Below are 20,795 nucleotides of genomic sequence, written 5' to 3'. Positions count from 1 at the left end.
GCGCCGGTCAGTGATCCGCTTCAGCGGACGACGTTGCCGATCTCCGGGGCCGGCTCGTTCTTGTAGTTGGCCGGGCCGAAGTTCTTCTTGACGTACTCCTCCCAGGAGCCGTCCGACACCATCTTCTCCAGGGCGGTGTTGATCCTCTCCTTGAGCTCGCTGCCCTTCTGGACACCGATGCCGTAGTTCTCGTTGCTCAGCTTGAAGCCGCCCAGCTTGAACTTGCCCTGGTGTTCCTTCTGGGAGGCGTAGCCGGCGAGGATGGAGTCGTCGGTCGTCAGGGCGTCGATGACCCTGTTCTCCAGGCCGGTCAGGCACTCCGAGTAGCCGCCGTACTCCTGTAGCTGAGCGCGCGGCGCGAGCTTCGTCTTCACGTTCTGCGCGGAGGTGGACCCGGAGACCGAGCAGAGCTTCTTGTCGTTCAGGTCCTCGGGCCTCTTGATGGAGTTGTCGTCCGCGCGTACGAGGATGTCCTGGTGGGCCAGGAGGTAGGGACCGGCGAAGTCGACCTTCTTCTCCCGCTCCTCATTGATCGAGTAGGTGGCCGCGATGAAGTCGACGTCACCGCGCTCCAGGAGCGTCTCGCGGTCGGCGCTCTTGGCCTCCTTCCACTCGATGTCGCCGGGCTCGTGGCCGAGTTCCCTGGCGACGTAGGTCGCCACGTCGACGTCGAAACCCGTGTACTTGCCGTCCGGGGTCTGCAGGCCCAGGCCCGGCTGGTCGAACTTGATGCCGACGGTGATCTTGTTGCCGCCACTGCCCGGAGCACTCTCGTCACCGTCGCCGGAACCGCAGGCCGTGGCGGTCAGGGACAGTGCGAGCGCGGTGGCCGCCGCGGCAGTGACCTTGAGCATCTTCATGGTGATCATCCCTGGGGATTGATGTGGGGGAGATTGCGGGCGAGTCAGCGCCGGGGAGGAAGGGGCCCACGGAGACCTCAGTGGTGGAGGATCTTCGACAGGAAGTCCTTGGCCCGGTCGCTGCGCGGGTTGGTGAAGAACTGGTCGGGCGTCGTCTCTTCCACGATCCTGCCGTCCGCCATGAAGACCACACGGTTGGCGGCCGACCGGGCGAAGCCCATCTCGTGAGTGACGACGACCATCGTCATGCCGTCACGGGCGAGCTGCTGCATCACCTCCAGCACCTCGTTGATCATCTCGGGGTCGAGCGCCGAGGTCGGCTCGTCGAAGAGCATGACCTTCGGTTCCATGGCCAGCGCCCGGGCGATCGCCACGCGCTGCTGCTGACCGCCGGAGAGCTGCGCGGGGTACTTGTCCGCCTGGGTGGTCACGCCCACCCGTTCGAGGAGCGAGCGGGCCCGTTCCTCGGCTTCCTTCTTGTCCTTCTTACGGACCTTGATCTGGCCCAGCATCACGTTCCGCAGCACGGTCATGTGGGCGAAGAGGTTGAAGGACTGGAAGACCATGCCCACGTCGGCCCGCAGCGCGGCCAGCTCACGGCCCTCGGCCGGCAGCGGCCTGCCGTCGATGGCGATCTCGCCGGAGTCGATGGCCTCCAGCCGGTTGATGGCGCGGCACAGCGTGGACTTGCCCGACCCGGACGGCCCGATGACGACGACGACCTCGCCACGGGAGATGGTCAGGTTGATGTCCTGGAGGACGTGCAGCGCGCCGAAGTGCTTGTTGACGCCTTTCAGCACGACGAGGGCGTCGTTCGTGCCCGGCGTCGGGTTTCCCTTGGTCACAGCTACTCCGCTCATCGGCTTCATACTCCGTCCGACTTCGGCCGGACGCACGCCGAGAAGGCCAAGCGGGAAGGGAGGCCCGCGCGGCCACCGGGGGCAGAGGCGGGTGCTAGACCGCCGCGGCCGTGCCGGCCTTGGCGATGAGCAGGTCGAGGAGCGCGAGCAGGGCGTCGCGGACGTCGTCACGGGAGCGGGCGTCGAGCATGAGGATGGGCGTGTTCGGGTCACGCAGATGCAGCGCGGCCCCGATCTCCTCAGCGGTGTACGGCTGCTCGCCGTGGAAGCAGTTCGCGCCGACCACGAAGGGAAGCCCGCGGCTCTCGAAGAAGTCGACGGCCGGGAAGCTGCGGTCCAGGCGCCGGGTGTCGACCAGTACGACCGCGCCGAAAGCGCCGTTGAGCAGGTCGTCCCACATGAACCAGAAGCGTTCCTGGCCCGGTGTGCCGAACAGGTAGAGGACGACTCCGGCGTCGGTGAGGGTGATCCGCCCGAAGTCCATCGCCACGGTGGTGACCGTCTTGGACTCGATGCCGTCGAGGTCGTCGACGGCGGCACCCGCGGCCGTCAGCCGCTCCTCCGTACGCAACGGCTCGATCTCGGAGACCGTCTCGACCAGCGTCGTCTTTCCGACGCCGAAGCCACCGGCGATGAGGATCTTGACGGGGGCGGCTTCCCGGGCAGGGGTGTCATAGGTGGGCAAGGCTGTCCCTGATTCTCATGAGCAGGTGGACATTGGTGGTCTCGGCCCCTTCCAGGGGCGGCCGGTGGTGGATCAGCCCGCGATCCACGAGTTCACCGAGCAGGACCGTCATCGGAGTGAGGCGCATGTGCATCCGGGCCGCGATCTCGGCGACGGCCCGCCCGTCCGGAGCGGGGCACATGGAGAGGATGGCCTGCCACTCGGTGGGCAGACCGCCATGGGCGTCCGCGGCGACCGCCGCCGTGATCGTGGTGTCCATGGTCAGGACGGTGTGCGGAGCGGCTGTACGGCCATCGGTGAGGGCGTACAGCCGCGTCCGGCGGCGGTCGCGGTGCTGCGGATCGTCCGGCATTACGACGGGAGCGCCTGGGTGCGCTCAGGTGTGCCCAGCCACTCGCCGAGCGCCTGAGCCGTCCGTACCGCCTCACCGCCCAGCTCCCCCAGCCGTGCCTTGCGGGAGGTCACGACGATGAGCGTGCTGCCCTCCCCGCAGCCCACGATGCACAGATAGCGGTCGTCCATCTCGACCAGCTGGCGGATCACCCCGCCGCCGTCGATCTCTCTGGATATCGCCTTCATCGTGGCCGCGATGCCGGAGGACGCGGCGGCGATGCGCTCCGCCTGGTCCCGTTCCAGGAGGTAGGCGCTGAGCTTGATCCCGTCGTTGGAGAGGAGCACGGCCCCCTCGATGCCGGCGATCCTGGTCAGGTTGTTGTCCAGGATGCTGTAGATCATGTCGTTCGGTGTCGTCGTCATGGCTGGTCCTGTCGGAGCTCTGCTTCCACTTTCTGGGTCCCTTGTTCGTAGTCGGCCCAGGCGTCGGCCACCTCTTCGGGTGTCGCCGTGTCCTGACCGGCCGTTGCCTGCGGCGCGCGTGGTTCGCGGAGCTGTTCGGCGATGTGGGTGTGCGGTACGCGCTCGGGCAGGGCCGGACGCGAGTCGCCGACCGGTGCCGTGGGCCGGGCCGGGCGCGCGCCCTCTGCCGGCCGCTCGTGCGCCGGCTCGTCGGTCCGCTCGTGCGTCCTCTCGGGGGCCCGCTCCGGCGTCCGGCGGCTCGGCAGCGCGGACTTGGGCGCCCCTGGCGGGGACGGCTCGGGCTTGCGTTCGCCGATGCGGCGCGGCTGGGGGCCGGGGCGTTCGGGGACGGCCTGCGGGCGGACGGGCGATGCCGGCTCGCGCGCCGGTTCCCGCTCCGTCGGTACGAGCAGCTCGCTCGGGATGATGACCACGGCCGAGGTGCCGCCGTATACCGAGCGTCGCAGGGTGACCGTGGCCGGGAGGTGGTCGGCGAGGTGGCCGACCACGAAGAGACCCAGGCGGTGCGCGTTCTGTGCCAGGACGGCGTACGGCGGAGCGGAGTGGAGCCGCCGGTTCATCTCCTCGTAGCTCGCGGGCGTCACGCGCGGTCCGCGGTCCTCGATCTCGATCGACAGACCGTCGGCGACCAGTTCGGCCCGGATGACGACCTTCGACCTCGGCGGGGAGAACCGGGTGGCGTTGTCCAGCAGCTCCGCCAGCAGGTGGCTGATCTGGCTGATCACACGCGGTTCCACGCTGATCTCGTCCAGGGCCTGACGTTCGATCCGCCGGAAGTCCTCGACCTCCGCGGCGGCCTCGCGCAGCAGGTCGGCGACGCGCATGGGCTCGGTGTGCGGGTCCGGGATCTCGCCGCCCGCCAGGATGAGCAGGTTCTCGATCTGCCGCCGCATGCCCACGGTCAGCTGGTCGGAGCGCATCAACTGGGCGAGGAGCGATTCGTCGTGGCCGAAGGCGTCCTGCATGTCCTCGGTGAGGCTGAGCTGACGGCTGACCAGGTTTCCGGTGCGTGAGGCGATGCCCGCGGCGAACATACCGAAACCGTGACGCTCGTCGGAGAGCTGCCTGTGCCCGTCGACGGACACGGCGACGACCCGGGCGAAGGCGTCGCTGATCCGTCCCACCTCGTCCTGCTCACCGGTGGGACTGGGCAGCGCGCCGGCGTCGACGGGCTGCCCGCGCTGCAACCGGGCCACGACGTCCGGAAGTGTCTCCTCGGCGATGGCCACGGTGCGCTCGTGCAGGCCGCGCAGGCGGCGCAGCACCGAGCGCGTGGTGAACACGACGACGCCGGCGACGACCAGCAGCGCCCCGCCGCTTCCCGCGAGCAGCCAGGTGACCTCGGCCTCCAGCTCCGCGGCCTTGGCGTCGGCGCGTGCGAACACGCCTCGCGAACGGGCGGCGTTGAGCGTGGCCAACTGTGTGTCCAGCTTGTCGTGCGCCGTCCGCCAGCCGGCGGCCTCCAGAGGCAGACGCACGCCGGAGGCGATGTCTTCGTGCTCGGACATCACGATGTCCTCGATGCGGGTCTTCGCCTGCCAGGCGCCCGAGCCGGTGATCTCCTCGAAGAACTTTTTGTCCTCTGCGGGCAGATACGGCACAACCGACGTGTCGTACAGGTACCTGTGGGCTCCGACGGCGTTGACGTATTCGGCGAACCTCGTCGCTGTCATCTCCCTGGACGGCCCGGCCGACGCGAGGATCGCCTCCTCGCGTGCCACCAGCTCCGACGCCGAGAACATGGTGGCGACCAGCCGGCTCTCCTGCGTGAGCTCGGCGTCCTGCGTGTGGCTGAATTCCTGTTGGTAGACGTGGATCATATGGCTGATCACGCCGGAGTAGTAGCGGATCGTACGGTCGACGCTGCCGCTGCGGGCATCCGCGCGCTCGCGGTAGGTGTCCAGATCGTCGAGGCCCTCCCGCACCTCGCTGACGTGGTGGTCCGACTGGGCCGACCTCGCCTGCCCGGTGGTCACCGCCCTGCGGAATTCGGCGGCGGCCCGGTCGGTTGCCGCGCGCCGGCCGCGCAGCTCGTTCCGGGACACCGGGGAGCCCGCCCACCGCGCGGCCGTCATCGTCCGCTCGGCCTGCAACTCGACCATGAGGTCGTACGCCGGTACGCCGATCCGCTCGCCGGCCGCCACATCGGCGCGCAGGTGCTCGGACTGGCCCAGCAACCTCTCGGCGGTCACGGCCACTTGGGCACTCATCGCGGTGGTGGGGACCACCGCCAGCCAGATGAGCATGGTGCGCAGGCGAACGGTACGCCGGCGGCGACTTCTCGGCGTAACGCGTGAGCCTTCGGGTGCTATGGGAGACATCAGTCCTCGGGGACGCAGGGAGAGCGGAGAGAAGGACCAGCGGCCGGGCCGGCGGGAGACGGGGAGCGGGACTTGGGGACGACCGGACCGGCAGGGGGTGAGACGTGGGGATGCAGATCATAACCAGCCATGCCGGGAAGGGGAGTGGTTGCCTCCGCGATCAGTGCGTGGTAATTGCGGCGAAGGCCGTTGCGGACCGGAGGCCATATCGGAGTTCAACCGATACGCCCCGCGTGACCGTCTCCGCGCGCGTGCGTCAGTTACCACCGGTACGGTCCACCAACCGGGACAGCTCCACACGGGAGCGCACACCCAGCAGCGCGAAGACATTGCGCAGGTGGTGGTCGACGGTCCGGGGGCTGACGGACAGGCGCAGCGCCACTTCACGGTTGGTCGCACCTTCGGCGACGCAGTGGGCGATCCGTAGCTGCTGGGGCGTCAGGCAGGACAGACTCCCCGCCGGTTCACCCCCGGCCAGGTCGCCGGTGGCCCGCAGCTCCGCTCGCGTCTGGTCGGCCCACGTACGGGCTTCGGAGCGCTCGAAGGCGACCAGCGCGTCCCTCAGGCGGCCCCTCGCCGCACGCGGACGACGCCGGCGCCGCAGCCACTTCCCGTACAGCAGCTGGGTGCGGGCCCACTCGAAGTCGCCGTCGGCCAGTTCATGTCTGGCCAGGGCGTGGGCGTACAGGGCTTCGGCCTCCTCAGGGCCCGCGAGCAGCGCACGGCAGCGGGCGAGCAGCGCGGGTGCCTGCGGATCACCGCCGTGGGCCGTCCAGGCGGCGAACTCCGCGACGGCCGCACGTGCGTCGTCGGGCTGCCCGGCGAGCGCGGTGGCCTCGACGAAGCAGGGAACGGCCAGCATGCGGACGGCGAAATGCCCCCGGCGCGGTCCCGCTCGTACCAACGGGCCGAGCCGGGCCGCGGCTTCGACAGCGCGGCCGCGCCCCAGATCGGCTCGGGCCGAGGCCCACTCGGCCAGGGTGGCGGCCTGGACGAGTCCGTGCGGGCCGGCGGTTGCCATGGTCGCCGCGACATGTGCGGCCACGGCCGCGGCGTCGCTCTCGACCGATGCGACCAGCGCGAGGATCGCGTGCTGGTGGGCGGCGGCGTTGCGCTGCCCGGCGCGGTGGGCGGCGCGCAGTCCCTCGCGGGCGTGCGCTCCGGCGCGGGCGTGCCGGCCGGCCCGTAACTCGGCGTAGGCCAGGTGCTCCAGGAGTTTGGGCACGAGGGCGACGAGCCCCTGGGCCCGGCCGACGGCCAGACCCCGCGCGTTGACCCGGCATGCCGCCCGGATGTCACCGAGGACGAGCGCGGCGGCCCCGGCGCGCAGCAGCCGCACCGGATCGTCGTCGCTGACGGCCCGGTCCAGTACGCGGCGCAGCGCCCGCCGGGCCTCGTCGGGCCTGGCCTCCAGGGCGGCCAGCATTCCGGCCCGGTAGTCACGGCCCGCCCCGTCCTCGCCCAGGGCGGGGGACGGCGCCCGCGCCGGTGGGTCGTGGCGTGCCCGGTACGTCGCGGACCTGACCGGCGCCGGGTCCGCGCCGCCGCCGAGCGCGGCCACGCAGGCCGGCGCGTCACCGGCGGCCCAGGCCGCTTCCATGGCAGCGAGCCGGGCTTCGAGAGCGCGTTCGGGCTCGTACGGGCCGAGCAGGCCGGCCGCCACCAGCAGCGCCCCGTAGGCGTCCCCGGCGGGGCCGTCGCCCAGCGCCAGGGCGCCGGTGACGAGTTCCGCCCGACCGCGTACGGCGTCATGGGCCGTCCCCTCACGAGCGGCGGCCAGCAGCTCGCGCGCCCGGTGCGGGTGGCCGGCCAGCCGGGCCTGCTCCGCCGCGTCCGTCATGCGTGACATGCGGACGCTGTCGTCGGCCGTGGTGAGTTCGGCCGCCCGGGCGAGGGCCAGAGAGCGCCGCAGACGGGGAATCCACGGGTCCGCGGTGGCGGCGGCCGCGGCCAGTTCGGCGGCGAGGCGGGGGGCGGGGCCGTCGGCGGCCAGGGCGCGGTGCAGCAGCCGCGGGAAGCGGTGCCGGTCCCCCGCGAGGGCGTTCGCGAGCAGTTGGTGGGCGGCGCGACGGCGAGCCGAAGAGGCACCGGAGTGAACGGCGCGTCGCAGCAGCGGGCTCTCGAAGCGGATCAGGTCCCCGTCGGTACGTGCCACCCCTGCCGCCTCCCCCGTGTCCAGCGCATCCGGGTCGATACCGGCGTTCCGGGCGGCGCGCAGGACCAGGTCCGCGTCCGCTCCCCCGGCTTCGGGGGTCTGCTCCTGTGCGGCGGCTGCCAGCAGCAGCACAAACGTGGTGTCCGGCGGCAGGTCGGCCAGCCTGCCACCGACCGTGCGCAGCAGGGCGTCTCCGCCGGCGAGCGGCCGGGGCAGCGGCGCGTGCCCGGAGAGCTGGTCCGGTGACAGGCGGCCGGCGAGTACCTCCAGCAGGGCCGGGTTGCCCCCGGCCTCGTACAGCAGTGCCTCCCGTACCGCCGGGTCCGTGCCCGCCCCCGCCAGCTCGTCCAGCAGGTCACGCGCGGCGCTGTCGGGGAGCGGGCCGAGGCGGACGACGGGCACCCCCTCGAAGTCGGGATCGTACGACCGGTGTCCGGCCGCGGACAGCAGCAGCCCGACCGCGCGCAGGGCGTCCGGGCGCCGGGCCGCGAATCCGAGGGCGGCGCGCGACTGGGCGTCCCACAGGTGGGCGTCGTCGACGCAGACGAGCAGCGGCCGCCCGGCGGCGAGTGCGCGCAGTAACTCCAGCAGGCCGCCCGGCCCGAGGCCGGAGCGCAGGATGCCGGCGGGTGCGGCGCCGAGCACGTCACCGGCGGCACACAGCAGCGCGTGCACTCCGCTGTAGGGCAGGCGGCTCTCGGCCGGTACGGCTCTGGTGTGCAGGACGGGACCGGCCCCGAAGTCGCCGGCGGCGCGGCCCAGCAGCGCGGTGCGGCCGAATCCGGGCTCCGCGGCGAACAGCAGCGCGCCGCCGCGGCCGGACCGCAGCCGGTCCGACAGGGCTGCCACGGCTTCCAGTTCAGAACACCGGCCGTATAGCCGGAGAGGGCTGCTCACGGTCGTTTTCCGGTCACGCCACTCACGTTACTTCCGCGTAAGCAGTGACGGAAGCCTGGTGTCAGTGGGAGCGCGGGAGGTCCGGACCCCCGTCTCACCTGGGCAAACGCGGGGTCGGACGGGTCGGTGCTGGGCGCGTGCCCAGCGTCGGCGGGCCAAGTCTGTGCCGGCGCACACGGTACGGACGAACGGCGTGCCGGTGTACCGGCCGCGGGGCACGCGACCGGCACCGGCGTCGCTGGACTGCGGAAGAACGTCAGGAAGCGTGCGGGCAGTTGCCGCGGTACTCCTCGATGGTCAGGCTCGGGCGGGGCAGCGGGCAGAGGAACTGCTCGTAGCGGGTGTCATTGTCGATGAACCGCTTGAGCCAGGAAATGCTGTACTTGGCGATGGTGGTGTTGGAGGAGTTCGGCGTGTAGTGCGTCGCGTTGTTGAGTTCCAGGTACGCCTTGTCGAGCGAGGAGGGCAGGCTCTCGTAGAAGGGCTCGGAGTGCGAGGCGACCGGCGCGACCGTGTCGCCGTCGGCCCCCACGACCAGGGTCGGGGTCTGGATCTCCGGCCAGGTCTTGTCGGTGTTCCACCCGGTGAGCGGGATGGCGGCCTGGAGGGACGGCCGGCTCTTGGCCGCCTCCAGCGAGCCGCCGCCGCCCATCGAGTGGCCCATCACGCCCAGTCTGCTGCTGTCGATCCGGCCGCGTACGGTGCTGCGCTCGGTCAAGTAGTCGAGTGCGGCGAGCAGTTGGCGGCCCCTGCTGCCGGGCTGGTCGTACCTGGAGAGGGTGTCGATGGTGAAGACCACGAAGCCCTGGGAGGCGAGGCGCGGACCGAGCCAGGCGATGGACGACTGGCTCGCGGTGAATCCGGGAGAGACCGCCACGGCGCCGAACGTGCCGTCGCTGGTGGAGGTCGGGTAGTAGACGGTCCCGCCGCCGAAACCGGTGACGCCCAGGGAGGAGACGGCGGTCCGCGAGACCGCGTAGGGGCCGGAGGGCGCTTCGATGCTCGCTGTGGTGGGGGCGGGGCCGCGTTCGTACGGATTGTCCGCCGCCCGGGCCGCGGGGGTCGCTACGGTGCTGAGCCCGCCGGCGACAAGGAGCGCCGCCAAGCCGGCCATGAGCGACCGGAAGCGGCCCTTTCCGTGTCGGTGGTGCGCCGGGGCGCTGTGAGCGCCACCGCTGTTCTCGCTGGTGAACTGCTGCACGACTGAGTCGTCCTCTCGGTCGTGGCGGAGCCGCTGCGCCGGGCCCGGCACGGCACTCGTCGCCGAGGACTGGGCCGGTCGTACGTGGGGGGCGGGCACCGCCGTATTCGCTGGCGGGTGCCACTGTCGCCGTACGCCCGGCGCGGTGGCATCGGCGGAATCACCTGCGTCGCGCTGCCCCGTGTGCCGCGTGTGCCGTGTGCCAGAGAAACGCCACCTCCCGCCACCCCTTCCATCAGCCAGAAATATCTATGAATATGACCAGGGCGTGGCCAGGGAATTGGTAGCGGTCCACTCCCCCGGCGGTGCTGTCCGCTCATTCGGTTTCTGGGTCGAAGAGGAGAGACATGAGAAATACGCCTCCCGAACAAGCTCTTGAGTGGCTCGCCGCGTCCGCGACGGACCCCCAGGCGTGCAAGCGGGAATGGGCCCACGGAGAAAATGGCACAGTATTACTGCCCGCCGGACGGTTCTGGGACGTGCTCAGCGTGCCGGAAGAACTCGGCCTTCTCGCCCTCGACGCTCTCCTGCGGATCCCCTTGCCGAAACCCGGCCCCACACTCGCGGACTTCGCCGCCCACCGGGTCGGGTTCTTCCTCCCCCCGGATCCGATGACCTCCTGGATCGGGCGAGGTATCCGCTACGCCGGCGAAGGTGCCTGGATCTCGGTTCCCCCGCCCTGCCGGGCCGCGGGTTCCCTGCGATGGCTCGTCCCTCCCGACGGCAGCGGCGCGCTGCACCTCCCGACGGCACTGGAACTGGCGCTCCATCAGGCGGTCGGGAGGCTCGCCGCTCTTGTCGACGAGTAGGCATCCCCTTGCGCTTCGCCCGGTCCGGGATTCCTCCGCTCACCGGCCTGCCGATCAGCGGCGCGCGCGGAGTAGATCGGTGAATCCATCCAGTAGGCACCGGCGAGTTCGGCGTACGACCGAGACGGAATGGCGTGACTCGCGAAATTCGCGTTGGCGGTGAATGTGCTGTCCATGCCGTTACAACGGCATTTACGCGCGAGTGGTACGCCCACGGCCGGCCAGAAAACCGGATCGAGTGAGCGCGACCGTCTCCTTCGGGCAATAAATAAATCGGACTAGAAGATACTGCCAGGGCCGTATTTTCCGCCGTCGACTCCGGCAAGGGCCTTCTCACCAGCTCTCGCGGCGCACATCGCACAAGGGGCCAGACGGGGCGCACCATTGCAAACCAGGACATACATCTCACGCGGATGAGACCGCTTGAATGATCAAACCAACGTGGGGTTAGCATATGAGCGCCGCCTAGCTCGAAAGATAAACCTGTGACTGTCAACGACGACTCGTTCACCAACTGGAAGACCCGCGAGGAGATCGCGGAGTCGATGATCCCCGTCATCGGGAAGCTGCACCGGAAGAGGGACATCACGGTCCTCCTTCACAGCCGCTCCTTGGTGAACAAGTCGGTGGTCAGCATTCTCAAGACCCACCGATTCGCCCGGCAGATCGCCGGTGAGGAACTCTCGGTCACCGAGACGCTGCCGTTCCTGCAGGCTCTGACCACACTCGATCTCGGCCCTTCCCAGATCGACATCGGCATGCTCGCCGCGACGTACAAGAGTGACGACCGCGGTCTCTCGGTGGAGGAGTTCACCGCCGAGGCCGTCGCCGGCGCCACGGGTGCCAACAAGATCGAGCGCCGCGAGCCCCGCGACGTCGTCCTCTACGGCTTCGGCCGCATCGGCCGCCTCGTCGCCCGCCTGCTCATCGAGAAGGCAGGCTCCGGCAACGGCCTGCGGCTCCGTGCCATCGTCGTCCGCCGGGGCGGCGACCAGGACATCGTCAAGCGCGCCTCGCTGCTGCGCCGTGACTCCATTCACGGCCAGTTCCAGGGCACGATCACCGTCGACGAGGCGAACAGCACGATCATCGCCAACGGCAACGAGATCAAGGTGATCTACGCCGGCGACCCGTCCGAGGTGGACTACACGGCGTACGGCATCAAGGACGCCATCCTCATCGACAACACCGGCAAGTGGCGCGACCGCGAGGGCCTGTCGACGCACCTGCGCCCCGGCATCGACAAGGTCGTCCTGACCGCGCCGGGCAAGGGCGATGTGCCCAACATCGTCCACGGCGTCAACCACGACACGATCAAGCCGGACGAGCAGATCCTGTCCTGCGCGTCCTGCACCACCAACGCGATCGTCCCGCCGCTGAAGGCGATGGCGGACGAGTACGGCGTCCTGCGCGGCCACGTGGAGACGGTCCACTCGTTCACCAACGACCAGAACCTGCTGGACAACTACCACAAGGCGGACCGTCGCGGTCGCTCGGCGCCGCTCAACATGGTCATCACCGAGACCGGTGCCGCCTCCGCCGTCGCCAAGGCGCTGCCCGACCTCAAGGCGCCGATCACCGGCAGCTCGATCCGCGTCCCGGTGCCGGACGTCTCGATCGCGATCCTCAGCCTGCGCCTCGGCCGCGAGACCAACCGCGAGGAGGTCCTCGACTACCTCCGCAACGTGTCGCTGACCTCGCCGCTCAAGCGCCAGATCGACTTCACCACGGCCCCCGACGCGGTCTCGAACGACTTCATCGGCTCGCGCCACGCCTCGATCGTCGACGCCGGCGCCACCAAGGTGGACGGCGACAACGCGATCCTCTACCTGTGGTACGACAACGAGTTCGGATACTCCTGCCAGGTCATCCGCGTTGTCCAGCACGTCTCCGGGGTGGAGTACCCGACCTTCCCGGCCCCGGCGGTCTGATCTCGGCGGACTGCGGAGGAGCAGCCTGCGGGCTGCCCGGCAAACCGGGGTACGCAGGACGTACGACGTATCGGCCGCGTCGATCAGATGACGGTTCCTGCGGTGCCGTCACCACGGTCGGCGCGGCCGCGTTGGCAGGGAATGAACTGTCAAGACAACGATGTGCGAACGACGAAGCCCGTGGAACAGAACTGGCCGGACAATGCTCCCTTGCTTGAGGATCCCGCTCACGGAGCGGACCGGTGGGAGCGCGTGGTGTCGTCCCTGCGGCTCCTGGTGCTGACTCTGGCCCTCTTGGCCACCGTCCTCAGCCTTGCTGCAGCGCTCGTCGGTCCCTCCGGCCTCTGACACAGCATCAAGAGACCGTGCCCGTGACTCCGGCTACGTCGGCTTCCCGCTTTGGCTCGCGGGGCGTTGGAGTGGGGAGGCGGGGCTCCTGTGGCGGGGCGCGGTCTGGCGGGGTGGCCGGGTGAGGGTGATCTGGCGGACGAGTTGCTGGAAGCAGGCAAGAGCGGCGAGGGAGGGCAGTGCGGCTGCTGCGGCGTCGACCGGGGTGCGGGGCGCCTGCGCTACGCAAAGAACCATGGAGACAGTGGAGAAGAGCAGTACGACTCCCCAGGAGTGTGCCGCTCGGCGTTGGTGGAGGGCGGCCCGCAGGATGGACAGGGATGCGACCATCCACGGCCCGTACACGAGCAGCGGCCACCAGCTGACCGCGCCTGCTGTGGTGCGATACCGGGCGAGGTGGCGCAGCGGGTCGTAGGTGACCATGCCGCCGAAGACGCACACCATGGAGACGACGACGGCGGCGAGCGCGGCCAGGGCGAAACTCGTCCGCTGCAGTGCGCCGGTGGCCGGGCGCTTGCGCGAGCGGGGTCTGCGACGGCCCGGCGTCGCGGGGCGCACGGGCGGTAGTTCTGCCGTGATCTCCGTCAGGCCCGCAAGCGGTAAGTCGCCCAGCCCCTCGGGCTGGGCGTCGTCGGTTTCCGTGCCCGAAGGCGCACCGGCATCAGTCAGGGTGGCGGTGCTCGCCTCGGCGGCGATGGCCTCTTGCAGAAGGTGGGCGAGTTCCTCTGCCGGGTCCCACGGGTCGATCGAGGAGAAAAGCTGATCGCCGGCTCCGGTGTACGAAGTGCCGGTAACGGGCGGGGTCCAGGCGGCGTCAGAGCTTGGAGGTGAGGGCGGGTCGACCCGGCTGTGGCGGCCGCGCCGCGTCTCATGCATGAAAGCTCTGCCCCGTCCGGTCATTGTCGTGCCGCTCAGGCAGGGCGGAGGTGGACAGGGCGGCGAAGTCATCCTCGATGCTTGCCATCGCCGTCAGGAAATCTTCAACAATCGAGGACGAGTACTGTAGATCGACGCACCGGTCTTTGTCGTGCAAGGTGGCGTTCGCTTGCCGAGCCAGGCGGGCAGAGGCCGGCGTGAACACCCACGACCCCATCCGTACGACAGAAACAGTCATATCTCCGACCCGTACGGCAGGGGCGGTCGTATCGCTCATGGAACTGATCAAGCGGTGCAAGCCTGTTTCGGAGTGGTTTGACTTCGTCATAGTCCATCCAACTGTCTGCCGATTAAGCAGGATGCGCGGCAAACGGGTGGCGGCCTTGTCGCATATGGATGACTTCCTTCAAGTGGTTTATCAGTTCTGCAGGGACATGAGCTATAAGCCTCCCGGCTTCCACCTGCGCACTTCGCGCCGCAGATGACGCCTGAGTCTTGACGTTGGCGTGCGTTACCCCGGACTGTTGAACTGAAGATCCTCATACATGAGGAGCAATGCTGTGACACCGTCACGGAGGCCACCGTTAGTCCGCTTATGTCTTCCGTGGGTCCTCACGGCTGTAATCGAAGAGATCGACGTAACCCGGAATATGCCCGAGCGTTATGCGGACTGTCGCCTTCAGGGATAGAACTTGCGGAAGTGCTGGTCTTCGATTGCCGCCATGATCGGTGGCGGGAACAGGAATTCTCATGGCAGACACCATGCTGTGGCTCACCCTTGCCGGCGTTTCGGCATGCACCGTGCTGTGGACTGTCGTCCCGTCGCCGGTCGGCCGGATGCCACGCGCCGATGTCGCCGAACTGCGGCGGCGCCGCAACCTCAGCAGGGTTCTGACGGACTCACACCCTGGCCCCCAGGCACCGCCCAGATCCACCACGGCGTGGAGCGCACCGCGCACCAGGCCTTCGGGGAGCTCGGACTGCCGGCCCAGCGGGGTGTGCCGCGTCTGTGGCAGCGAGCCGTACGCACCGGAGTGTCAACGCCCAACCGATGACCAGGCTTCCGAGACCGGCTCTTCGGCCACCGCTCACGCTGAGCGCTGATCGAGGCCACCCCAGTCGCACACCTGCGTGACGAGTGCCTCGGCGGTGCTCCAGACCGTAGCTGATCATAATCAGATTCAAGAGCGTCCCGTCGCTGTCTCGCCGCGTTAAGCTTCGGCGGCCACTTGGCCAACCACACCGGGGATCAGTAAGGCGCGAGCACCGAGGGACACGGAATGAACCAGGGACGAACCGAGTGGATACGCGTTCCGGTCGGGAACGACGCCGTTCGGTGGGCCACGCGGGGGCAGTGCCAGAAGGTGCTGCTCGTGGCGCACAACGTCACCTCGATCACACGGCTGCTGGACGTTCTCCCGCTGTTCCATGACGACTTGCGCGTACAGCTCCTGGCCACGTGCCCGGAATCCTCCGCTTTCCGCTCAGGAATCGCCGCACTCCTCGCTGACACAGGGGTGCCGGTCCTGCCCTGGGAACAGGCTCGCGATACGCCGGTCGACCTCGCGATCTCGGCCAGCTTTGGCGGTCAACTCCAGGGATTGAAAGGGGCATTGGTAGTCATTTCGCATGGTGTTGGGTACACTAAGAGGCTGGCGAAGCCGGAAGCCGGAAGCCGGAAGCCGGAAGCCGGAAGCCGGAAGCCGGAAGCCGGAAGCCGGAAGCCGGAAGCCCCGGTGCCGGTCTTCGGGCTGTCCCCGGAGTGGCTCCTGTCGGACGAAACCGGTCTTCCCCTCGCGGACGCCCTGGTTCTCTCCCATCCCGAGCAGCTCGATCGCCTGCGGGCCGCATGCCCTGAGGCTGCCCCTACAGCCGTAATCGCCGGGGATCCCTGCTTCGACCGGATGCTTGCGGCTCGTCCGTACCGGGAGAGGTTCCGCAGGGCGCTGGGGGTGCGGCGCGGCCAGCGGCTCGTCGTACTCAACTCCACCTGGAACCCGGAATCCCTCTTCGGCGACGGCGGCGGTGATGACGTTCTGCCGTCTTTGCTGCCACGCCTGACCGCCGAGCTCCCGGCGGACGAATACCGCCTCGCCGCCGTCCTGCACCCCAATACCTGGCATGGGCACGGTCCCGGTCAGATTCGTGCCTGGCTCGACCGGGCCCGGCGCGGTGGACTGGTGCTGATCGATCCGCTGGAAGGCTGGCGACAGACGCTGATCGCGGCTGACGCGGTCATCGGCGATCACGGGGCCGTCACCTACTACGCGGCGGCTCTCGGCACTCCCGTACTGCTGGGTGCCGCTCCTTTGTCCGGGCTCGACCCGCTGTCACCGGCGGCCGATTTCGTCCGCAGGGCGCCGCGTCTGGACCCGTGCGCCCCGCTGTTGCCTCAGTTGGAGTCACTGGGCGCGCAGCGCAGTCCGGTGCCGGGACCCGGGGAGTTCACCAGCTCGCTGCCCGGCGAGTCCGCTGCCAGGTTGCGTCAGCTCTTCTACGACCTGATGGGTATGCCCGAACCGTCCTGGCCCGCGCTCCTGGACCCGCTGCCACTCCCCCCGTACGAGCCCGTCTGCCGTACGGCGCCCTTGCGTGTTCTGACGCGGTTGCCGGGGGCCCGAGAGGTTGTGGTGGAGCGCTATGCCGGTGCGGCGTACGAGCCGGCAGGCGACGGTGACATACATACGGCTGTCCATGAGGACACGCGCGATGTGGACGCTCTCGGCCTCGCCGATGTCATCCTCCGGTACGGCGCCCCTGAGGACCCGCGCCTCGGCTCGCCCGCACAGTGGACGGCCGGGGTACTGCAACTGCACCCGGACTGCGCCCTCGCCGCCTACATCACCGGGCCCGGCGCCTGCACCGTCCGCTTGCGCGAGGGTCGCCTTTTGCGGCTGGATTCCCAGCCGTCGGCGGACGTCGATCCCGCGGCCTGCGCTTCCGCGCTGCATGCGTGGCTGGCCGCCGGCAACCCACTGGACACACTCGTCGCCCAGGGGCTGATCGTCCGGACCGGCACCGCCAGTCATCCCGTCACTGTCACCCCTGAAACCGGCTGAGGCACCGCTCGCGCATGGCCCTCAGGTAGGCGAGGTGGTATTCCCCCCCTTCACCCACGAGTTTCGCGATGGCCTCCTCGACGAGCGGCAGCGCTGCGGCATGGTCCTGTGTGTCGAGGCGGGTCTCAGCGAGATCGGTGAGCACACGTGCCGTGTTGTACGCCTCTCCGCACTCCCGGAAGAATCGCAGCGCGCCCTCCAGGTGCTCGCGCGCTTCCTGGTGCCTTCCCATGCCCCGCAGTGCACGGCCTCGGTGGCGTTCGAGCAGGGCGCGGGCGCGGGGGAGGTCGGCCGCGCCTTCGTCGTCGGGGCCGATCCCGTCGTAGATCTCCCCCGCTTCGTCGAAGCAGGCGTACGCCTCGGCGAAGCGCCACTGTCGCAGCCGCAGCAGCCCGAGGAACTCGACCGATGAGGCACGGCCTCGGATGTGGCCGGCCGTCCGCTCGTCCGCGGCGGCCGCGAGCGCCAGCGCCTCCGCTTCTTCGTAGCGCTGCAACTCCGTCAGGGTGTGGGCGAGTTGCGCCTTCAGTGCTCCTGCGGCGCGGGAGCCGGGCTGGTGCGCGGCGGCTGTGCTGGACGCGAGGCGCAGCGCGGGCAGCAGTTCGTCGTGGTGGCCTGCTTTGAGCTGCAGCGGCCAGAGAGCCTGGCCGAGGGCCATGACGGTGTCATGGTTTCCGAACTCCTCGGCTGCTCGCATCGCCTCGACGATATTGCCGGACTCGGCGGCGAGAACCGACAGCGCTTGTCCACGGTCGGTGTAGTCGCTCCGGTCCGGCGGTACGGGCAGTGACGGGACGCGCCAGCTTTCCGGCAGGGCGCCGCGTGCCGCGCTCAGGGCGAGATACAGGTACCCGTCGACGACCCGCGCCACGGCGCTCGCGCATGCCGGGATGCCGTCGTCGCGTACAGCGGCCTGCTCGGCGTGCCGCCGTACGGCTGGGCGGTATCGGAAGCGGCCGTCGTCCGTGTGCTCCAGCAGCTGCCGGCCGGCGAGTTCAGCGAGGATGCGGGCGGCGTCGCGGTCGTCGGTCTGGGCGGCGTGCGCTGCCGCGGCTGGGGTGATGGCGGGCCACGCACGCAGGCTCATCAGTCGGTACACGCGGGCCGCGTCCGCGTCCAGTGAGCGATAGGCGTCCTCGACGGCGGTACGGACAGGCTCGTCCTCGTGCATCGCGGATTCCTCCCGCACGTGGGGCGCCGGCATCGGCTGGGCGAGCCGGAGCGCGGCAGCCCGCAGAGCGTAGGGCGAGCCACCGCACCGGGCGAGGAGAGGCGGCAGCACGGCACGCGCCGCGGCGACCGCCGGCTTGCCGGCGATCTCGGTCAGCAGTCTCCTCGCGTCCTTGTCCGCCAGGGGGCCGACGGGGATGCGCAGCGCGTCGAGGCCGGGCAGTGGGTGGCGGGAGACCACGAGGGTGAACAGGCCGGGTGCCGCGGTGATGAGCGGTCGGAGCTGAGCGGCGGAATGGGCATGGTCGGCAATGACCAGCAGTCGCCGGCCGGAGACGAGGCGCCGGAATTGCTCGATCCGCCCCTCGCCCGAAGGCGGAATCTCTTCATCGGGCACACCGAGCTGCCGCAGCAGACGGCGCAACGCCGAGAAGGCGTCGAGTGCGGTGCTGCTGGATCCGCCGTGCAGGTCGACGTAGAGCTGACCGTCTGGATAGCGCTGTGCCTCTTTGTTTCCCCAGTGCACAGCGAGGGTGCTGGTGCCCATGGCCTCGGCGCCGTGCAGGAGCGCCACCCGGGGCCGGCCGTCGGCGGGGCGCGACGCCTCCTCGTCGAGAAGCTTCATCGCCTCCCGCCGGTCGGTGAAGAACCGTACCGAGGGCGGAAGCTGGGGACGTCCGGCGGCGCCACGCGTCGGTGGCATGCCCCGGGTGAACGCCTCCCACGTCAGGGCAAGCTGAGGGTCACGGTGTACCCCCTCGAAGACCACACGCGCCACGGCCTCCCTTTCGGCGCCGCTGGTCGGTGCGGCTACGTCTCGTCCGGCGATCCGCCGCACCAGTCCGCCCGCGGACTCCCAGGCGCGCTTCCCCGCCTCGTTCGCCATCCCCGACCCGGCCGCGCCCAGCACCGCCGTAATGGCCGCCAACGACATGGGATCCAGCATTGCGTTTCCACCCCAGTCCTCCCGAAGTCGCGGCCCGTGGTGCCACGCGTGCACCGTGTACCGCATCCGACATCAGGCCCCAACGGTAGCTGCTGCGCCATGCGCGGATGGTGTGCCTCATGAGTACAACCGCTCCGACGCCAGGGGGTGTTCGGTCGGCAGTCCCCTCCGGGGTGAAGTATGAGCAAAAGGAGCGTAATGTAATGAAAGTGCCGTAATGCACTGCGGACGGGCGCTGGAGGCGGCGCGTATGACAGATCCCTACGGCTTCCTCAGAACCCCCCGCAGGCCCAGCGGGGCACGCCCCGTCGGGGAACGGCTGAGCGACTGGAACGAGGTCCACTCGGGGCAGCCGCTGCTTCCTCTGGTGTCCGAGCAGGCGGGGCGCTGCATGGACTGCGGCATACCGTTCTGCCACAGCGGCTGTCCGCTGGGAAACCTCATCCCCGAGTGGAACGCGTACGCGGCGCGCGGCGACTGGCGCGCCGCGGCCGAGCGGCTGCACGCGACCAACAACTTTCCCGAGTTCACCGGGCGGCTGTGCCCGGCACCGTGCGAGGACGCCTGTGTACTGGCCGTCAACGCCGATCCGGTCACGATCAAGAACGTCGAACAGGCCATCGCCGACCACGCCTGGGAGCGGGAGTACGTGCCACCGCGGCCGCCGCAGCGGCTGAGCGGGAAGACCGTCGCCGTCATCGGGTCGGGGCCGGCCGGGCTGGCGGCGGCCCAGCAGCTCACACGGGCCGGTCACACGGTCGCGGTGTACGAGCGCGCCGACCGCATCGGCGGGTTGCTGCGCTACGGCATTCCCGAGTTCAAGATGGAGAAGCGGCACCTGGACCGCCGGATCGAGCAGATGCGGGCCGAGGGCACGAAGTTCCGCACCGGTGTGCGGGTCGGCAGCGCCCTGGACGCCGCCGCGCTGCGGAGGCGCCATGACGCGGTGGTCGTGGCCGTCGGCGCCACGGAGCGGCGGGAACTGTCTGTTCCCGGCCGCGAACTGAACGGCGTCCATCAGGCGATGGACTACCTGACCCTGTCCAACCACACCAGGGAGGGTGACCGCGCCTCGCCGCCCCTCACCGCCGAGGGCAGGCACGTGGTGATCGTCGGCGGCGGGGACACCGGATCGGACTGCCTGGGCACCGCGCTGCGCCAGGGTGCGGCCTCCGTGACGCAGCTCGACATCAACCCCGTGCCGGGCGACACCCGGCCCGAGACCGAGCCGTGGCCCGTGTACCCGAAGGTCTATCGGATCTCCCACGCCCATCACGAGGCCCGGGAGCGCCACGGCACGGACCCGAGGGTCTTCTCCTGCGCCACCTTCCGCTTCGAGGGGGAACCGGCGGGTCACGTATGCGCTGTGCACCTGACGGAGGTGGAGCCGGCGTCCAGGAGCCCGCTGGCGGGTACTGAGCGGAGGATTCCGGCCGAGCTGGTGCTGCTCGCGCTCGGTTTCCGCGGCCCCGAGCGGGACAGCGGCCTGATGGAGCAGCTCGGGCTCACACTGGACGGCCGGGGGAACTTCGCGCGGGACACCGCCTTCGCCGCCGTGCCGGCGCAACAGCGGACGCAGAACGGGCGCAGCGGGGCGGAGGGCGTGTTCATCGCGGGTGACGCGGGACGCGGCCAGTCGCTGGTGGTGTGGGCCATCGCGGAGGGACGCGCCGCCGCCGCGGCCACCGACCGTTACCTGACCGGCTCCACGGTGCTGCCGGCGCCGGTCTCCCCGGCGGACCGGCCCCTGACGGCGTAACTCTCCTCTGACCAGTCATCAACTGTCCGTGTTCAAACGGGTTTGACCGGCGACCGGGCCCGAGTCGAGTGGCAGCCCGGCGGTGGACGACGGAGACTGGGT

General features: G+C 69.9%; 15 protein-coding genes. 4 read left to right on the top strand and 11 right to left on the bottom strand.

The genetic code is table 11. The features are described from left to right. Nucleotides 1–20: 20 nt before the first annotated feature. The 8 genes from G412_RS0110450 to bdeA all read right to left on the bottom strand — a co-directional run bounded on the left by G412_RS0110450 (nucleotide 21) and on the right by bdeA (nucleotide 9,795). Nucleotides 21–860, bottom strand: a complete 840-nt coding sequence (locus tag G412_RS0110450; RefSeq protein WP_028812054.1) for a glutamate ABC transporter substrate-binding protein — start codon at nucleotides 858–860, stop codon at nucleotides 21–23. A gap of 77 nt (nucleotides 861–937) precedes the next feature. Further along, nucleotides 938–1,720, bottom strand: coding sequence for an amino acid ABC transporter ATP-binding protein (locus G412_RS0110445; protein ID WP_037648301.1), 783 nt, complete (start codon nucleotides 1,718–1,720; stop codon nucleotides 938–940). 94 nt (nucleotides 1,721–1,814) lie between these two features. Further along, entirely contained in the window at nucleotides 1,815–2,405 is a 591-nt protein-coding gene (locus G412_RS0110440; protein WP_028812052.1) for a GTP-binding protein, read from the bottom strand. Next, nucleotides 2,392–2,757, bottom strand: a complete 366-nt coding sequence (locus G412_RS0110435) for a DUF742 domain-containing protein (protein WP_028812051.1) — start codon at nucleotides 2,755–2,757, stop codon at nucleotides 2,392–2,394. The genes G412_RS0110440 and G412_RS0110435 overlap by 14 nt, the downstream gene beginning before the upstream one ends. After that, complete coding sequence (locus G412_RS0110430; protein ID WP_028812050.1) at nucleotides 2,757–3,161, bottom strand: roadblock/LC7 domain-containing protein; 405 nt, start codon at nucleotides 3,159–3,161, stop codon at nucleotides 2,757–2,759. The genes G412_RS0110435 and G412_RS0110430 overlap by 1 nt, the downstream gene beginning before the upstream one ends. Next, the gene (locus G412_RS0110425) at nucleotides 3,158–5,467 is read right to left on the bottom strand and encodes a nitrate- and nitrite sensing domain-containing protein (protein ID WP_244282899.1); all 2,310 of its coding nucleotides are present in this window, start codon (nucleotides 5,465–5,467) and stop codon (nucleotides 3,158–3,160) included. The genes G412_RS0110430 and G412_RS0110425 overlap by 4 nt, the downstream gene beginning before the upstream one ends. Before the next feature lie 331 nt (nucleotides 5,468–5,798). Further along, the gene (locus G412_RS0110420; RefSeq protein WP_028812048.1) at nucleotides 5,799–8,594 is read right to left on the bottom strand and encodes a LuxR C-terminal-related transcriptional regulator; all 2,796 of its coding nucleotides are present in this window, start codon (nucleotides 8,592–8,594) and stop codon (nucleotides 5,799–5,801) included. 256 nt (nucleotides 8,595–8,850) lie between these two features. Further along, nucleotides 8,851–9,795 carry a bis(hydroxyethyl) terephthalate hydrolase gene (gene bdeA, locus G412_RS0110415; RefSeq protein WP_037648298.1) on the bottom strand — a complete coding sequence of 315 codons (945 nt, stop codon included), beginning with the start codon at nucleotides 9,793–9,795 and terminating at the stop codon, nucleotides 8,851–8,853. A 347-nt stretch (nucleotides 9,796–10,142) separates the two neighbouring features. Here bdeA and G412_RS0110410 point away from each other — a divergent pair, with 347 nt between their 5' ends. Then, complete coding sequence (locus tag G412_RS0110410; RefSeq protein WP_028812046.1) at nucleotides 10,143–10,604, top strand: hypothetical protein; 462 nt, start codon at nucleotides 10,143–10,145, stop codon at nucleotides 10,602–10,604. Between the two features lie 485 nt (nucleotides 10,605–11,089). After that, nucleotides 11,090–12,535 carry a glyceraldehyde-3-phosphate dehydrogenase gene (locus G412_RS0110405; RefSeq protein WP_028812045.1) on the top strand — a complete coding sequence of 482 codons (1,446 nt, stop codon included), beginning with the start codon at nucleotides 11,090–11,092 and terminating at the stop codon, nucleotides 12,533–12,535. Nucleotides 12,536–12,916: 381 nt separating this feature from the next. Here G412_RS0110405 and G412_RS33890 read toward each other — a convergent pair whose 3' ends face one another. Continuing rightward, nucleotides 12,917–13,759: a DUF2637 domain-containing protein gene (locus tag G412_RS33890; RefSeq protein ID WP_078606899.1), complete on the bottom strand. Its 843-nt coding sequence runs from the start codon at nucleotides 13,757–13,759 to the stop codon at nucleotides 12,917–12,919. Beyond that, a complete protein-coding gene (locus G412_RS0110390; protein ID WP_157839075.1) occupies nucleotides 13,752–14,036 on the bottom strand; it encodes a hypothetical protein in 285 nt (94 codons plus the stop codon). The genes G412_RS33890 and G412_RS0110390 overlap by 8 nt, the downstream gene beginning before the upstream one ends. A 1,003-nt stretch (nucleotides 14,037–15,039) precedes the next feature. Here G412_RS0110390 and G412_RS41710 point away from each other — a divergent pair. Beyond that, complete coding sequence (locus G412_RS41710) at nucleotides 15,040–16,818, top strand: glycosyltransferase family protein (protein ID WP_028812043.1); 1,779 nt, start codon at nucleotides 15,040–15,042, stop codon at nucleotides 16,816–16,818. Here G412_RS41710 and G412_RS0110380 read toward each other — a convergent pair. Continuing rightward, entirely contained in the window at nucleotides 16,799–18,934 is a 2,136-nt protein-coding gene (locus tag G412_RS0110380) for a tetratricopeptide repeat protein (RefSeq protein WP_028812042.1), read from the bottom strand. The genes G412_RS41710 and G412_RS0110380 overlap by 20 nt on opposite strands. A 250-nt stretch (nucleotides 18,935–19,184) precedes the next feature. Here G412_RS0110380 and G412_RS0110375 point away from each other — a divergent pair, with 250 nt between their 5' ends. After that, the gene (locus tag G412_RS0110375; protein WP_028812041.1) at nucleotides 19,185–20,693 is read left to right on the top strand and encodes a glutamate synthase subunit beta; all 1,509 of its coding nucleotides are present in this window, start codon (nucleotides 19,185–19,187) and stop codon (nucleotides 20,691–20,693) included. The last annotated feature ends 102 nt before the right edge of the window (nucleotides 20,694–20,795 follow it).

Source organism: Streptomyces flavidovirens DSM 40150, from assembly GCF_000429085.1.
GTDB classification, from domain to species: domain Bacteria; phylum Actinomycetota; class Actinomycetes; order Streptomycetales; family Streptomycetaceae; genus Streptomyces; species Streptomyces flavidovirens.
The sequence above is the reverse complement of the archived record's forward strand: the minus strand, read 5'-3'. Positions and strand labels throughout refer to the sequence as shown.

Coding starts and splice junctions, on each gene's coding strand:
- G412_RS33890 (WP_078606899.1), bottom strand. CDS start 13,759: ATGCATGAGACGCGGCGCGGCCGCCACAGCCGGGTCGACCCGCCCTCA.
- G412_RS0110380 (WP_028812042.1), bottom strand. CDS start 18,934: ATGCTGGATCCCATGTCGTTGGCGGCCATTACGGCGGTGCTGGGCGCG.
- G412_RS0110445 (WP_037648301.1), bottom strand. CDS start 1,720: ATGAGCGGAGTAGCTGTGACCAAGGGAAACCCGACGCCGGGCACGAAC.
- G412_RS0110410 (WP_028812046.1), top strand. CDS start 10,143: ATGAGAAATACGCCTCCCGAACAAGCTCTTGAGTGGCTCGCCGCGTCC.
- G412_RS41710 (WP_028812043.1), top strand. CDS start 15,040: ATGAACCAGGGACGAACCGAGTGGATACGCGTTCCGGTCGGGAACGAC.
- G412_RS0110425 (WP_244282899.1), bottom strand. CDS start 5,467: ATGCTCATCTGGCTGGCGGTGGTCCCCACCACCGCGATGAGTGCCCAA.
- G412_RS0110450 (WP_028812054.1), bottom strand. CDS start 860: ATGAAGATGCTCAAGGTCACTGCCGCGGCGGCCACCGCGCTCGCACTG.
- G412_RS0110430 (WP_028812050.1), bottom strand. CDS start 3,161: ATGACGACGACACCGAACGACATGATCTACAGCATCCTGGACAACAAC.
- G412_RS0110435 (WP_028812051.1), bottom strand. CDS start 2,757: ATGCCGGACGATCCGCAGCACCGCGACCGCCGCCGGACGCGGCTGTAC.
- G412_RS0110390 (WP_157839075.1), bottom strand. CDS start 14,036: ATGAGCGATACGACCGCCCCTGCCGTACGGGTCGGAGATATGACTGTT.
- G412_RS0110375 (WP_028812041.1), top strand. CDS start 19,185: ATGACAGATCCCTACGGCTTCCTCAGAACCCCCCGCAGGCCCAGCGGG.